The following is a 12,437-nucleotide window of genomic DNA, read 5'->3' as shown; positions in this document are numbered from 1 at the left end:
TAAAATAATGGGGTAATTTTTAAAAATTTCAATTTATTATCTGGATTATTGAAATTTCTTCGTCACATTATCATAATTAAAAAAATATACCGATTTGACCTTTTGTATTCTTCATATACCCTGTATTTACTACCGAGCTTTCCGATCAGAAATAAGAAGTTGGGTAAATATAGGGAACGTCATGGCACAAGATGAAAAAATCGTTGTTATTGGTGCTGGGCCAGCAGGTTTGACACTTGCCTATGAACTCCTGAAAGCCGGTCGGAAAAATGTAACTGTTTATGAATGCGACAAACAGGTTGGCGGAATATCAAAAACCATCAAGCATCATGGTAACCGTATAGATATTGGTGGGCATCGCTTTTTCTCCAAATCAGACTGGGTCATGTCCTGGTGGGAGAGCTTTCTGCCAATTGCAGCAGCAAACGAACAAAATGTTACCTTACAATATCAGGGTAAAGAGCGAGAGCTGGTTGTTGGACCTCAGTCTTCTGCGACTGATGACGTCATGCTGGTCCGCTCACGCCTGTCTCGTATCTATTACAATAAAACGTTTTTTGACTACCCGCTTAAACTCACACCAACAAATCTGGCCAAGCTTGGGTGGCGTAAAACCATTGTTTTCGGCCTGAGTTACCTCTGGGCTCGGTTCCATAAAATTACACCTGAACTGACACTGGAAGATTTTTTCATAAATCGGTTTGGCCGCAAACTGTACCAACAGTTTTTTAAAGATTACACTGAAAAGGTCTGGGGCGTTCCGTGCTCTAGCATTAGTGCAGACTGGGGCGCTCAGCGGGTTAAAAGCCTGTCTATTTCCAGCGCAATTCTGCATGCCTGTAAAAAAGCTCTTGGCCTGCAGAAAGACACGAGTGTTCAGACCTCCCTTATAGAGCAATTCATCTACCCCAAATATGGTCCGGGCCAGATGTGGGAAACTGTTGCGCGGCATATTACAGATATGGGGGGAACAATTCTCCTCAATCATCATGTCAATGAGATTACTTTTGAGAATAATCGCGCCGTATCCATAACTGTTACCGATCAGGATGGCGGACAAGAGCGCCAGAAGTGCGATGTTCTGGTGTCAACCATGCCGATTAAAGAGCTTGTCTCTGCCAGCGGAAATTATTTTTCCCCCACGGTAAGGCAGATTGCACAAAACCTGCAATACAGGGACTTTATTACAGTTGGCCTGCTCTATAAATCTTCGGACATAACACGCCAGTTAGAAGACAACTGGATTTATATTCAGGAACCCGGCGTCAATGTCGGACGGGTGCAGATCTTTAATAACTGGAGCCCCTATCTGGTTGCCGACCCAAAAACCACATGGCTTGGACTTGAGTTTTTCTGTTCCGAAGGAAATGAACTCTGGACTCTGAGCGAGCAGGATATGATCAAGCTCGCCTGTTTTGAAATGCAGAAAATCGGTCTTGTTTCAACGCTTAACACATTAGACAGTGTTGTGGTGCATGTGCCCAAAGCGTATCCCGGTTATTTTGGTGAGTCCTACAAAAGTTTTTCCACAATCCGCAATGCCTTGGACACTGTGGAAAATCTCTATCTTATCGGGCGGAATGGTATGCACTGTTACAATAATCAGGACCATTCCATGCTAACAGCCAAGGAAGCGGCTGACCAGATTATCTCTGGTCAGCAGGATAAGAGCAAAATCTGGGAAATTAATATTGATGATGAATACCACGAAGAAAAATCAAACTGAGGCACTTTTTCAAGGCAGGTTAGCGCCCTAACACTGCCACCTCATGACCGCCTTATGGAAAGCTGGAATGCTTGAACGGATAGCGGTCAACCATCATGCGCAGCGGAGCAAAGTCCTTGTTGGAAAATGTTTCCGTGCGCACCCATGACCCGTCGGGCGATTCCACAAAAACCGTAGCATTCCAATCGGCCGCACTAATCCCGGTCCACAGCGTTAGGGTCAGAACATCCTTGCCCTGAGCATCCTTGAGCTGCACATGCGAGTCCCCCGAGGATGGTGGCGTGCGGCTAAGTGGCCCCCAGCCGGACTTGTGGGTTGAAAGCCACTTGTTAACATCTGCCACTTCATCCGCTTCCAGCGGGCGCTGGCGGTGCATTGGCCCCACATCAATAACGCCACTGGCAACCTGCGGAAAAGAAACAGGTTTGAAATTAGGCAGGGCAAAGGTCCAGATCACAATCGTGGTGCTTATGGTCAAAACCAGAAAGCCAATAATAAACGCCGTTTCTTTCCGCATGATATATCTTTCTTACCCTCTGACTGCGGCAATCACGCGCGCTACGTCTTGGTTTGTCAGTTCCGGGTGAATGGGCAGTGCCAGAATACGCTGCGCCAGGTCTTCGGAAACAGGAAGGGCCGTACCATCATGGTGGTCACGATAGGCAGGCTGTTTATGCAGTGGCAGGGGGTAATAAATGGCCGAAGGCACCCCTTTGCCTGCCAAGCGGGCCTGTAGGGCGTCCCGCTCCGCTGTGTCTGCCAGCAATATGGCGTAAATAGCCCACGCGCTGCGGCTATCGGCCACACGTACCGGCACCTGAACACACCCGCCAAGCCCTGCATCATATTGTGCAGCTATGGCATCGCGCCGGGCCAGTTCATCTTTAAAGCTTTCCAGCTTGGCCAGAAGAACTGCTGCCTGCAGCGTATCAAGCCGACCATTCATGCCTGTGCGCAGGACCTCGTACCGGCTTGCTCCTTCACCATGGGTGCGTAGGGAGCGGTACAGGGCGGCCCGCTCGGGGTCGTCCGTCAGAATGGCTCCACCATCCCCATACCCCCCCAGTGGTTTGGACGGGAAAAAGGACAAGGTGGTTGCCGTAGCCTCGCACCCCAATGGTTTGCCCGCCAGTTCCGCCCCAAAAGACTGGGCGCAATCCGCCATAAGGAACAGCTCTTCCGCCGCAGCAATGGCCCGCAGTTCCGGCCACGGAGCGGGCTGGCCAAACAGGTCCACCCCCACAATCGCGCGCGGCCGCAGCTTGCCCGCCGCCCGCACGGCCTGTATCCGGCTTTGCAGATGCGCAGGATCGATCTGGAATGTCTTGGGGTCCACATCCACAAAAACGGGCGTTGCCCCCAGCAGCAGAGGCACCTCCGCCGTGGCGGTATAGGTGAAGGCGGGTAGAAAAACCGCATCCCCCCGGCCAATACCTTCAGCCATCATGACAATCTGGAGTGCATCCGTACCAGAAGACACCCCTACGCACTCCCGCGCACCAGCCCATTCCGCCAGACGGCCTTCCAGTTCCGCAACCTCCGGCCCCATAACAAAACGGCAATGGGCCAGCACGGCATCCAGACGCTGGCGCAGCACAGGCCCCAGCCGCTTCTGCTGGGCTGCAAGGTCAAGAAATGCAATGGGCCTGCTGTCTGAACTGCTCATGGTGCCATCTGCTCCGTGCCGTCGGCCTTTATCTGCTCGTCTTTTACCGCACCATGGAATTTTGCACCAGTCGGAGCCAGTTCGCGCACATCCCCGTTAGGGTTATGGTCAAACTCGGGCACCAGCAGGCGCAGGGCCTGCAAGGTTGCGGCGACATCACCACGCCGGGCATGGGCGGTAATCTGGTCCACGGCTGCGCGCACCTCATCCATTTCCACCACACGCGGCGTTGCCATGAGCAGGCCGGGAGCATCGGTCGGCACCGAGGTCTCACGCCCATGGAACAGTTCCTCGTACAGTTTTTCCCCTGCACGCAGGCCGGTAAAATGAATGGCAATATCTTCATCCGGCTTAAGGCCCGCCAGACGGACCATCTGCCGGGCCAGATCCACAATCTTAACCGGCTCCCCCATATCCAGCACAAAAATACCGCCCTGACGGAGCAGAACCTCCATATCCGTCCCTGTTGCACAGGACATGCCGCGCACACATGCCTGCAGCACAAGCCCCACGGCCTCAGGCACGGTCATGAAGTAACGCCGCATTTCCGGGTGGGTTACGGTTAGCGGGCCGCCCCGCTCCAACTGCCGCTGGAACAGAGGAACGACAGAACCGGTGGACCCCAGCACATTGCCAAACCGCACCGTAATGCAGCGCATGGCCTTAGGCCGCCCCGAAGAGCGGGCCTGCACATCCAGCGCCTGACAGTACATTTCTGCCGCACGCTTGGTCGCCCCCATCAGATTGAAAGGATTAACTGCCTTGTCGGTGGAAATCACGATCATGGCGGCCGCCCCATGCCGGGCTGCGGCATCGGCCACCACACGCGTGCCGTGCAGGTTGGTCAGAACACCTTCCGCCGGATTGGCCTCCACAATCGGAACATGCTTGAGTGCTGCCGCATGGAACACCAGATCAGGCTTGTACTGGGCCATAATGGCGTTAATCCGCTCCGCATCCCGCACATCGGCCACAACCACCTTGCGCGTAATGCCCGGAGCACACTCCGCCAGCTCCACATCAATCTGCCACAGTGCGAACTCGCCATGGTCCAGCAGAACAAGGCAGGCGGGCGCGTGGCGGGCAATCTGGCGCACCAGCTCGGAACCAATGGTCCCCCCAACCCCCGTTACCAGAACCGAGCGCTGGTTGATCAGGCGGTCCAGCCCGGCCTGATCCAGCGGTACCTGCGGGCGGTTCAGCAGGTCCTGCGGCTGCATTGGCTGCAAACGCACCTGTTCTGCCGGGGTCATGTCCAGCATGGCTGGCGGTCGCAGCACAGCCAGACCGTATTCTGCCGCCACATCCAGCATCTGGCTTAATGCACGGCCCCTGCAATCGGGGTCCAGCACCACCAGAGCTTCTGGCAGATGCCCCGCCGTGTTCATCTGCGCCAGCACACGGGCCAACTCTTCCCGGTGCCCCAGAATAGGCACGTTACGAATCCGGTAGCCCGTTTGTGACCGGTTCCCCCCCACCAGCCCCGCAATACGGACATTCATGTGCTTGCCGCGTTCTGCCACCTGAATAAACAGATCCGCTGCGGTATCCGACCCAATCAGCAGCACGCTTTGTCCATCAGTCCGTGGCCCGCCTGCTCTGTGCGCCAGACGGTGGAACACCCGCACCCCGCCGAGCAGAACCAGCAGCACAAGGGCGTAAATAAAGGGGAACGCAACACTGGGCAGGGGCAACCCGGCCCACACCACACCTGCAAAAAGCAGCAGAGCGCTACTGAATGACGCACCGGCCAGCCCCAGCAGGTCCGACATGCCTGCAAAGCGCCAATATTGCTGCGGCAGCCTAAAGGGGAGCCCTCCCACCACCAGTGAGGCACCCCCCGCAAGGGCAAACCACACTGGATGAAGCTGCACCCCATAAGGGGCCGCCAGCCAGCAGGCCAGCACTGCCGCCAACGCTGCCAGCCCGCCGTCGAGCAGGATATTCAGGGCAATCCTGTTCAGCGGCCAAAATCTTGCATAATGATGCTGGAGCTGGGAACGTTGCGATACCATGATCGTGCGCTTATAGCCCAGCGCCCGACATCCTAGAAGCAGCCTAACCGGACAACCCTCTCTTTCATGTCTTTTTTTCCCGCCGTTCTGGTTTTTTCATGCCTGCCTTGCGCTGCCCTGCTGTGTGCAGCCCTTGTGCGGTGCATGATCAGGCTGGCGGTCATGGACCAGCCCGACCACCGTAGCGCCCATGCCACCCCCACACCCAAGGGGGGAGGAATCGGGGTTATGGTGGCATTCGGACTGTTTTTTCCTGTTCTGCAGGGGGTGGCAGGCCAGCCTGTTTTCTCTTTCCCATGTCTTATGGCAGCGGGGGCTCTGGTGCTTTTGTGCTGTGTCTCGTGGCTGGATGACCTGTACCAGTGGCACCCCGGCCTTAAGTTTGCAGCGCAAACCATAGCCGCCTGCCTGATTGTAGCGGGCGGTGTGCATCTGACCGGGCCAACGCCGCTGGCGGGTGCGGTCCTGTCTGTTCTGTGGCTGGTTTTTATCACCAATGCCGTCAACTTCATGGACGGGTTAAACGGGCTGATTGCGGGGTGTCTGGCCTTTGCCGCCCTGTGCGTGGGCCTTGCTGCCCCGTTTTTTGGCGTGCCGGAGCTACAATGGCCTGCCTTGCTGCTCAGCGCCTGCCTGGTGGGCTTTCTGCCCTTTAACTTCCCCCATGCCCGGATTTTTCTGGGTGATGTTGGCAGCCAGGGTTGCGGCCTGCTGGCGGGAATAGCCAGCCTGTATATTGCCAGCCATACCACCCTGCCACGCGGAGGAATACTGGGTCCTGCCCTGTTGTTCCCACTGGTTTATGATGTGCTGTTCACGCTTATCCGCCGCCTGTACATGCGGCAGACGCTTGTACAGGCGCACCGGGGGCACCTTTACCAGATTATCTACCGTAGCGCCGTAGCGGTGCCCATTGTCTCCTTGCTGGAATGGGGGCTAACCCTGTGGGGTGGTGGCGTTGCCTGCCTTGTAGCGCCCACAACAGGGTTCTGGAGCGGCATGGCTGGCGCAGCCCTGCTTATATTACCCCAACTGGCATGGACCCTTTGGGGTGTGCTGCGCGCACGCCAGCACGCAATTGGCCCGTGGTAAGTCACACACCCCGGCAAGCGGTTATTTGAGTGTTAACGTCAGCCCCTGAGCAGAACCGGCAAGCCGCGCCCCCTGCGAGATGGTCTCGATCTTGATCCGGACGCCATTCTTGTTTTCCAGCACAGCCCCACCCAGGCCCTGACCCAGCGTGGCCTCGCCGTGGGCTGCAGCATAGGTGCCGCTAAAATCCTTCAGGCGGTGCAGGTTATAAACCGTGCCTGTTCCCTCGATCTTGGAAAAACCGACAGCGGCAATCGTCCCGCCGGTAATGGAAAAGGCATGCGTTTTGCCGCCATAGGTCAGCTTACCCTCACCCCACGTATAGCCCAGCCCAATATCGGCCGATTTGGCGGTCAGGGTAATTTTGGCGGTGGGTGCGCCCATGGCATCGGCGGCGTATGCGGCAGGTACGCCCGCAACAGAGACAGCCAGAGTGGCCGCGGCAACAAAAGAAGAAAAACGCATGGAACAGCTCCCTTTACAGGCGTGTCCAGAAGACTGTTAACAACCTGAAGGTTGAAAACATCTGACACAGGTCAGGAATAACAACGCCCTCCATGCAAAAAGGTTGCCGATTACAGCCCCGCCCCCTTTCTGGAAGGGTACGAGGTCCGCAACACGGCAACCTTTATACGTGCATGTATAAAACGTGCAGGCTGGCTGATCAGGCAGCCGCAACACGGCGCAGGCGGCGCACTGTTGCCACTTTTTCTTCCTGCTGGGTGTTCTGGGCCACATCATGCGCGGTCATGCCCATGATGGAGCGAATTTCCTTCAGATAGGAAGCGCCCTTAGGGGTACGCTGCACCAGCACGGAGCGGCGGTCCAGCGGGTCCACCTTGCGGCGTGCCAGATCCAGTTCGGTCAAACGGTCGAGTGCCCGGGTAATGGCAGGCTTGGACACGTTCAGGCTTGCCGCCAGACCGCGCACTGTATGCCCGCTTTCATCCAGATAGCAGGTCAGGAACACAGCGAGCTGACGGGCGGACAGGTCCGGCCCTTCTCCGCGCACCAGTGCAACAATGGTATCCCGCAGGGTCTTGACCAGATCCTCTGCCTTTTCTGCGGCCTGTGCCATGACGTTCAACTTCCTTTTGTGCCGGGGACCAGAGCTTTGGCCCGCCCGGCTGTGTTTTTCCGGCCCATATGCAAACCGGAATGAATCTGATGCGCTTTATATAGACACCGAAACGATTTTTTAAAGCGCTGTCACAAAAAAATATTACGCCAGAGTGGTCTGTAAAAACCCTAACTCTTTTGCGCCCGATTCGTTCCACAAAGAGAACAGATTACACGAAAAAGTGCACGAATCCCGGGAGTATCCCCGCCTTCTGGCCGTCCGGGTCTGCTGGAATCATTCCACGCATAACTATCGATATGCACCCAGCGCTGGTCTGGTTTTACAAAATGTTCCAAAAACAGCGCGGCTGTAACAGCTCCTGCCATGGGCCGGGAGGCAATATTATTCAGGTCCGCCACCGTGCTTTTAAGCCAGCCTGCATAACCCTGCCAGAGCGGCAGACGCCATAGAGGGTCGGCCTCGTGCTCCGCCGCCTCCGCGAACAGCATGGCCGTGGAGTCGTTGTTGCAGAACAGGGCAGGCAGGTCTGGCCCCAGCGCCACGCGGGCAGCGCCTGTAAGGGTTGCCACATCCACCAGCAGGTCTGGCGCGCTCTCACCTGCCTCGTGCAGCAGGTCACTCAGTACCAGCCGCCCTTCGGCATCGGTATTGCCAATTTCCACCGTTAAGCCCGAGCGGCTCCGAATAACGTCCAGCGGGCGCATGGCATGGCCGGATACGCTGTTTTCCACACATCCCAGCCGCAGTTCCAGCCGCACGGGCAGGTCCTGCGCCATAACCAGATAAGCCAGCGCCAGCACGGTCGCTGCCCCGCCCATATCCTTTTTCATGCGCAGCATGCCGCTGGAAGGTTTGATGTCATACCCCCCGCTATCAAAGCACACACCTTTACCAACGAGGGAGATCAGCGGTGCATCCTTGCCGGCGTGTGTGCCATGCCAGCGGGCCACGACCACTCTGGGCCCACGCTGCGAACCATTACCCACATGCGCCAGCAGCGGATAAGCCTCGTCCAGCGCTGTGCCCTTGATGACCTCGACCTCAGCCCCAAGCGGGCGGAGTGCCGTTTTGGCCTCCCGTGCGAGCTCGGATGGCCCCAGCAGGTTGGCAGGGGTATTGATCAGGTCACGCGCAAAGCAGATAGCCCGTGCCATCTGCGCTGCCAGCCCCTTGCGCTCGGTCGCCGTCACGACAAGCCGGGGCTGCTCACCCTGCTCTTCGGTTTTCAGGCTGTAGCGGTATGCGCCCAGACAAAAGCCCAGAATAACATCATCCCGCGCCACATCATCTGGTGCCTGCACGGTCCAGTCCCCTGCGGGCAGGTCCTGTGCCAGCTTGCCGAATATAAACGGGTCGCGCGGCGTGGTCTTTTTTTCAGGCAGGCCAAAAAGCGCCTGCACCTTGCCCCCGGGGCCGGGCACCAGCACAAGCTGGCCTGCCCGCGCGACAAAGCCGCAGCTTTGGGCAAAGCTGACCGCCGCCTCCCCTGCCAATGCCACCCATGTCTCTCGCTCACAGGCCCGCACGGCATAAACGGTGCACAGAGTCTTCCGCCTGCGCGCAACGCTCAGACAGTCCAGATCATGAATAGGCATGGCATTCCTCCTTCTGCCCGCACCCTGCGCTTCCCTTTTGCATGATGCAACGGGGGAGGCTGCACGCATTGCCGACTTGCTTTTCAGGCGCGGGCAGCGGACCATGCACGGCATGAAGGTTCCCCCCCGCCAGATGGCTCCTGCCCTGCACGCAGCCCAGTGCGCAGATCAGGCTCCGGTCCGTGCCATTCTGGGCCCGACCAACACCGGCAAAACACATCTGGCGCTAGAGCGGATGCTGGCACACGCGTCCGGTGTCATCGGTTTTCCACTCAGGCTGCTAGCGCGCGAGAACTATGACCGCATGGTGCGGCTTAAAGGGGTTCGCTCGGTTGCGCTGATTACGGGGGAGGAAAAAATCATTCCTCCGCAGGCGCGCTGGTTCTCCTGCACGGTTGAAGCCATGCCCATGCACCGCCCGGTGGACTTTGTGGCGGTGGACGAAATCCAGCTTTGTGCCGACCCCGAGCGTGGCCATATTTTTACCGACCGCCTGCTCAACGCCCGCGGCCGGTCCGAAACCCTGTTCCTTGGGGCGGACACCATTGCCCCGCTCATGCGCAGCCTGATCCGCGACATCAGCATTGAAACCCGCCCGCGCCTGTCCAGCCTGAGCCATACTGGCCACACCCGCCTGTCGCGCCTGCCGCCCCGCACGGCCATTGTCGCTTTTTCCATGGCCGAGGTGTACGCCATTGCCGAACTGATCCGGCGCAAAAGAGGTGGGTGTGCGGTGGTCATGGGCCAGCTCTCCCCCCGCACCCGCAACGCGCAGGTCGCACTGTACCAGAACCGCGAGGTGGATTATCTGGTCGCCACCGATGCCATTGGCATGGGGCTGAACATGACGATCGACCATGTTGCCTTTGCGGGCCTGTCCAAATTTGACGGGCAGCGCCACCGCATGCTGGCTCCGGCGGAAATCGCCCAGATTGCCGGGCGCGCAGGTCGTGGCACGCGCGATGGCACATTTGGTACCACCGGGGAGTGCCCTCCTCTGCCAGAGGCCATGGCCGAGGCCGTGGAAACCCACAAGTTTGAGCCTCTTCCCTTTTTGTGGTGGCGTAGCAGCAAGCTCGATTTTGCCTCCCCGCAAGCCCTGTATGCCAGCCTGTGCCAGAAGACCCCACACCCCAACCTGCGCCCTGCCGAACCCGCAGCCGACATGCAGACGCTTAGCGCACTTATGCAAACCCCTGCCGTGCGCACACTGGCCACAACCACCGCACACACCCGCCTGCTGTGGGAAATCTGCCAGATACCGGATTTTCGCAAACTGGGACTGGACAGCCATATCCGCCTATGTGGCCAGTTGTTTAGTATTCTGGCCAAAGACGGGCAGTTGCCTTCCAGTTGGCTCAAAGGGCGGCTCGCCAGTCTGGAGCATACAGGTGGCGAGATAGAAGACCTGATGCACCGCCTGATGGGTATTCGCACATGGTCCTATGTTGCAGCCCACCCCGACTGGGTGGAAAACGCCCAGCACTGGCAGCGCCATACCCGCATGCTCGAAGACACACTCTCCGATGCCCTGCATGAGCGGCTGGCCAGCCGGTTTGTGGACAAACGCGCCGCCAGTCTGGCACGCAGGCTGGAAGAGGCAGATGGAGCCCCCCTGCTGTGCGCCATTAACAAGGCCGGGGAAGTGCGCGTGGAAGGGCATGACGTAGGGCATATGCGCGGCTTTGCCTTTGTGCCCGACCCCGAAGCCGCACGCTCTGATCAGGCCCTTATTCTCAAAGCCGCACGGCGCGCTGCCCGGAGTGAGATCCCCCGGCTTGTTGCCCGTTTTCTGCAAGCCCCTGAGAGCGAGATCACGCTGGACAACCAGACAGGCCACATCCTGTGGCGTGATGAGCCAATCGCCCATTTACGCAAAGGCCCTTCGGTCCTGCACCCGGTGATCCATATTGATGATGCGGAGTTTCTGGAATCCACCCATAAAGCCAGAATACGCGAGCGGCTGACACAATTTATGGCCTCGGTCCTTGCCCACACCCTTGCCCCGCTCTTCCGTGCGGAGCAGGCTGTGGCAGACCACCCCCTGCTCCGCGGCATTGTGCATGCTGTTACCGAAAATGGCGGCGTTGCCACCCTGCCCGCCCCGCCTGTTCTTCCCCCGGCGGAAGCGCTGCTACTCCGCCGGCAAGCCATTCGGCTCCATGGCCCGCTGGCTTTCTGCTCGCCATTGCTCAAGCCCCATGCCATGGCGCTCCGCAGCCTGCTGCTCCGCATCCACACGGGCCAATCTATAACGCAGCCCTTGCCCGGTGGTGCGGTTTCCGTGCGTCTGAGCGCACCATTAGCACCCCCTGCACAGGCACTGCTGACCAGCCTTGGCTGGCTGCTCAGCCACAACACGCTGGTTCGACTCGATATTGCAGCCAGCCTCATGCAGGATATGCGGGTTTTGTGTGCCCGCACCCCCAAACCTTTGCCGCTCTCTCTGGCATCCCGCCTGGGGATCAGCAAAAAAGAGCTGCCCCATGTGCTCAAAGGGTTAGGAATCCGCCTGCACCCCCCCGCCCCCTTGCCGCCGCGTTATGCGGGGCCACCGGCACCTTTTATGGTTTTACCAACACGCCACGCAGAAAAAAGAAAACAGCGGTCCAGCCGTCCAAAACATGGTGCACATCTACAAAGTGCCCAAAATAACAGTCCTTTTGCCATTCTGCGCACGTTACGGAGCCAAATGTAGGAGCAGCCCTGCGGGCATTGAAGTGCCCCCTTTCGTCCAAGCGGGTTGCCATAGTGCAAAAAGCCCATCATATCTGCGCCATCCTTGGTGGCACGACCGGCTGGTTGGCCATCTGACCCCACGCGGCGAGCCCCACTCGACCGCCAGATAATTTCGGAGATGGCAATGACCTACGTGGTCACTGAAAACTGCATCCGCTGCAAATTCATGGACTGTGTGGAAGTCTGCCCCGTTGACTGCTTCTACGCCGGTGAAAACTTTCTGGTTATCAACCCGGATGAATGCATTGACTGCGGCGTATGCGAACCTGAATGCCCGGCCGAAGCCATTTTCCCCGACAGCGACGACCGGTCAGCAGCGTGGGCGGAAATCAACACAAAATATGCCAGCCAGTGGCCCAACATTACACGCAAGGGCACCCCACCGGCTGATGCGCAGGAATGGAAAGACAAGCCCAACAAGGCTGACCTTCTTTCCCCCGAACCGCACAAGGACTGAAACCCCACCTGACTTAAGGGGTTTTACCAACAAAAAAGGCACCGGTTTTCCGGTGCCTTTTTTGTT

General features: G+C 58.1%; 10 protein-coding genes. 4 read left to right on the top strand and 6 right to left on the bottom strand.

All coding sequences use genetic code 11. The features are described 5' to 3' along the window. Positions 1 to 181 precede the first annotated feature (181 nt). Positions 182 to 1,726 (top strand): NAD(P)/FAD-dependent oxidoreductase, encoded by a 1,545-nt coding sequence (locus LKE65_RS04245; RefSeq protein WP_278740562.1) that lies wholly within the window; start codon positions 182 to 184, stop codon positions 1,724 to 1,726. A 52-nt stretch (positions 1,727 to 1,778) separates the two neighbouring features. On the opposite strand, the gene LKE65_RS04240 is transcribed toward LKE65_RS04245, so the two are convergent. The 3 genes from LKE65_RS04240 to LKE65_RS04230 are packed head-to-tail and all read right to left on the bottom strand — an operon-like array spanning position 1,779 to position 5,407. Further along, complete coding sequence (locus LKE65_RS04240; protein ID WP_086645077.1) at positions 1,779 to 2,243, bottom strand: hypothetical protein; 465 nt, start codon at positions 2,241 to 2,243, stop codon at positions 1,779 to 1,781. A gap of 12 nt (positions 2,244 to 2,255) precedes the next feature. After that, positions 2,256 to 3,392, bottom strand: coding sequence for a DegT/DnrJ/EryC1/StrS family aminotransferase (locus LKE65_RS04235; RefSeq protein ID WP_086645076.1), 1,137 nt, complete (start codon positions 3,390 to 3,392; stop codon positions 2,256 to 2,258). Continuing rightward, entirely contained in the window at positions 3,389 to 5,407 is a 2,019-nt protein-coding gene (locus LKE65_RS04230; protein WP_278740561.1) for a polysaccharide biosynthesis protein, read from the bottom strand. The genes LKE65_RS04235 and LKE65_RS04230 overlap by 4 nt, the downstream gene beginning before the upstream one ends. Before the next feature lie 66 nt (positions 5,408 to 5,473). Between LKE65_RS04230 and LKE65_RS04225 the strand changes: the two genes are divergently transcribed. After that, positions 5,474 to 6,499, top strand: a complete 1,026-nt coding sequence (locus tag LKE65_RS04225; protein ID WP_278740559.1) for a UDP-phosphate alpha-N-acetylglucosaminephosphotransferase — start codon at positions 5,474 to 5,476, stop codon at positions 6,497 to 6,499. A 21-nt stretch (positions 6,500 to 6,520) separates the two neighbouring features. Here the strand turns inward: LKE65_RS04225 and LKE65_RS04220 are convergent, their stop codons facing one another. From LKE65_RS04220 to LKE65_RS04210, 3 genes are all read right to left on the bottom strand, one after another. Then, positions 6,521 to 6,964 (bottom strand): hypothetical protein, encoded by a 444-nt coding sequence (locus LKE65_RS04220; RefSeq protein WP_086645073.1) that lies wholly within the window; start codon positions 6,962 to 6,964, stop codon positions 6,521 to 6,523. A gap of 199 nt (positions 6,965 to 7,163) precedes the next feature. Continuing rightward, positions 7,164 to 7,577 (bottom strand): MarR family transcriptional regulator, encoded by a 414-nt coding sequence (locus LKE65_RS04215; protein ID WP_278740557.1) that lies wholly within the window; start codon positions 7,575 to 7,577, stop codon positions 7,164 to 7,166. Between the two features lie 170 nt (positions 7,578 to 7,747). Next, positions 7,748 to 9,175: a leucyl aminopeptidase family protein gene (locus LKE65_RS04210; protein ID WP_408744026.1), complete on the bottom strand. Its 1,428-nt coding sequence runs from the start codon at positions 9,173 to 9,175 to the stop codon at positions 7,748 to 7,750. A gap of 112 nt (positions 9,176 to 9,287) precedes the next feature. Here LKE65_RS04210 and LKE65_RS04205 point away from each other — a divergent pair, with 112 nt between their 5' ends. Next, complete coding sequence (locus LKE65_RS04205; RefSeq protein ID WP_408744081.1) at positions 9,288 to 11,873, top strand: helicase-related protein; 2,586 nt, start codon at positions 9,288 to 9,290, stop codon at positions 11,871 to 11,873. 165 nt (positions 11,874 to 12,038) lie between these two features. After that, entirely contained in the window at positions 12,039 to 12,371 is a 333-nt protein-coding gene (fdxA, locus tag LKE65_RS04200; RefSeq protein WP_086645070.1) for a ferredoxin FdxA, read from the top strand. Positions 12,372 to 12,437 lie beyond the last annotated feature (66 nt).

It is taken from the genome of Acetobacter fabarum, assembly GCF_022483405.1.
Lineage (GTDB): Bacteria > Pseudomonadota > Alphaproteobacteria > Acetobacterales > Acetobacteraceae > Acetobacter > Acetobacter fabarum.
This window is presented reverse-complemented; position numbering and strand designations above follow the sequence as displayed.